The sequence below is a fragment of the Sphingomonas sp. FUKUSWIS1 genome (assembly GCF_000733135.1).
Lineage (GTDB): Bacteria > Pseudomonadota > Alphaproteobacteria > Sphingomonadales > Sphingomonadaceae > Sphingomonas > Sphingomonas aerolata.
The window spans coordinates 1-2,734 of record NZ_JPJC01000234.1; the positions used below are offsets into that span (position 1 = coordinate 1).

A 2,734-nucleotide genomic window follows, 5' to 3' on the forward strand; every position below is an offset into this window, starting at 1 on the left:
CAGGTCGAGCAATATAGCGTCTTCGCCAATGCCGGCACGACGCTGACGGGCAGCTGGGGCCTCTATGGCTGGTTCGGCTATCAGGACCGCGACACGCGCAGCGCGGCCTTCCCGCGGCTGGCGAGCGCGACGACCGCGCTGGCCGGCTATCCCGACGGTTTCCTGCCGCTGATCAACACCAAGTCGCGCGACATCAATTCGGCGGTCGGACTCAAGGGCGAGGTCGCGGATTGGAGCGTCGACCTGAACGTCAGCTATGGCCGCAACAAGATCGGCTTCCGCACGCTCAATTCCGCCAACTATGCCTATGGCGCCGCGACGCCGCAGGACTTTTCCGACGGCGCGCTGATCTATGGCCAGCTGGTCGCCGGGCTCGACGTCAACCGCAAGCTCGACGTGCTGCAGGGGCTCAACGTCGCCTTCGGGCTCGAGGCGCGGCGCGAGAGCTTCGAGATCCAGGCGGGCGAACGTGCCTCCTACACTACGCCCGTGACGGGCGCGGTCGCGGGCGCGGCGGTGGGCGCGCAGGGCTTTGGCGGCTTCTCGACCGACAATGTCGTCGACCGCAATCGCCGCAACTTCAGCGCCTATCTCGATCTCGAGGCGCAGGTGACCGACGCGCTGCTGATCGGGCTGGCGGGGCGCGGCGAGGATTATTCGGACTTCGGTTCGACCGGGACGGGCAAGATCTCCGCACGCTATGACGTCGCACCCTGGATCGCGGTGCGCGGAACGGCCTCGACCGGCTTCCGCGCGCCGGCGTTGCAGCAGCAATATTTCACCTCGATCTCGACCGTGATCCAGAATGGCGCGCCGATCCAGACCGGCACCTTCCCCTCGGTCAGCCCGGTTGCGGCGCGGCTCGGCGGGCTGCCGCTCGAGCCCGAGAAATCGACCAACCTGTCGCTCGGCACGGTGCTGCGGTTCGGCGGGTTCGACCTGACCGTCGACGCCTATCGCATCCATATCCGCAACCAGATCGGGCTGTCGGAGAACATCACCACGTCGACGAGCCAGTCCCCCGAAGTCAATGCGCAGATCGCCGGGCTGCTCGCCGGATCGGGCGCGACTGCGGCGCGGTTCTTCATCAACGGGCTCGCCTCGACCACCAAGGGCATCGACGCGGTCGCGCATTACCGCGTGCGGACCGTCGCGGCGGGCAATTTCGACCTGACGGTGGCGGGCAACATCAACGACGGCAAGGTGACCCGCGTCCCGACCTCGACCTCGACGCTCGACCCCGCGCCGACGCTGTTCGCGCGCAGCCGGATCCTGACGTTGGAGGACGGCACGCCGGGCGAGAAGGTCACCGGCTCGATCGACTGGTCGCTCGACCAGCTCGGCGCGCTCGCCCGCGTCACCTATTATGGCGACGTCAACCAGCCGGGGACGACGCCCGCCGCGGACGTGCACAGCGGCAAGCACGTCATCACCGATGTCGAGCTCCGCTATCAGGCGACCAAGGGCGCACAGCTCGGGCTGGGCGTCAGCAACCTGTTCGACGTCTATCCCGACGCGACCATCACGGCGAACAACACGACCGGCGTGATCGGCTTCCCCTATTACTCGCCGTTCGGCTTCAACGGCCGCTATCTCTACGCCCGCGCCGGGCTGAGCTGGTAGGTGATTTCAGGCCGCATCCTGCTGGGGGTCGCGCTCACGCTCGGCCTCGCAGGATGCGCCACCTTGCCGCGGTTCCGGACGCTGCCCTGTGGCGGCGTCGACGTCGGGGATGGCGGCGGGCCGCCTGCGATCCAGGTCTCGGCGTCGGGCGAACGCAGCACGACGATCGACGTGCTGACCTATAATATCGAGGGGCTGCAATGGCCCGCCCGGTCGGGGCGCGGGCGTGATCTTGCGGCGATCGGGCGGATCCTGCGCGATCTGCGCGCGGCCGGGACCGCCCCCGACGTGGTGCTGTTCCAGGAGGTTTTCTCGCGCGCGGCGGTGCGCGGGGTGGTCGCCACCGGCTATCCGTCGCTCGCGAGCGGACCGTCACGGACCCGGCGCAGCGTCTATTCGCAGGACGACCGGCTGCCCGGGCGTGCCAAGCTGGCCAAGGGCGAGCTCGGCGTGCGGCTGATGAGCTCGGGACTGGTCATCGCCAGCCGCTTCGCGATCACCGGCGTCGCCCGCGATCCCTATTCGCGGCGGGCCTGTGCGGGGTTCGACTGCCTGTCGAACAAGGGCGTGGTGCTGGCGACACTCGCGGTGCCCGGCGTTCCCGAAGGAATAGACATCGCCAACACGCACATGAATGCGCGCAAGGCGTCGAAGGTCGCGCCCGCGCGGCACCGCGCCGCGCACCGCGCGCAGACCCGCGAGCTCGAGGCGTTTCTCGCCGCGCGCCGCACGCCGTCGCGGCCGATGATCCTGGGGGGCGACTTCAACATGCGCCGCTCGCCCGCCCGGTTCGACGATTTCCGGCTGCATCACCCGTTCGGGCTGGTGCACGAATATTGCCAGGCGCGCGCGGCGTGCTCGGTGTCGCTGTCCTGGGACGGCGACGCGCCGTGGCTCGACACGCAGGATCTCCAGTTCTTCGCGCAGGGCACGCGCGTCCGGATCGTGCCGGTCGCGGTCCGCGCGATGTTCGATGGCGCGCCGGGCAGCCCGAAGCTGTCCGATCATGACGGGCTGCTCGTCCGCTACCGGCTCAGCTGGACCGGCGCAGCGCCGCCCGGCGGCGTCTGCGCGCGGCTCGCCGAGCCGCGGGAAGCAGGGAGTCCAGCGG

At 69.5% G+C, this 2,734-nt stretch carries 2 protein-coding genes; both read left to right on the forward strand.

Going from position 1 to position 2,734, the window contains the following annotated elements; translation table 11 throughout:
* Positions 1-1,623, forward strand: a 1,623-nt coding sequence (locus sphsw_RS14530) for a TonB-dependent receptor domain-containing protein (protein ID WP_031441246.1), incomplete at its 5' end; no start/stop codon positions are given.
* On the forward strand, positions 1,624-2,734 hold a 1,111-nt coding region (locus tag sphsw_RS14535), incomplete at its 3' end, for an endonuclease/exonuclease/phosphatase family protein (protein ID WP_152555513.1).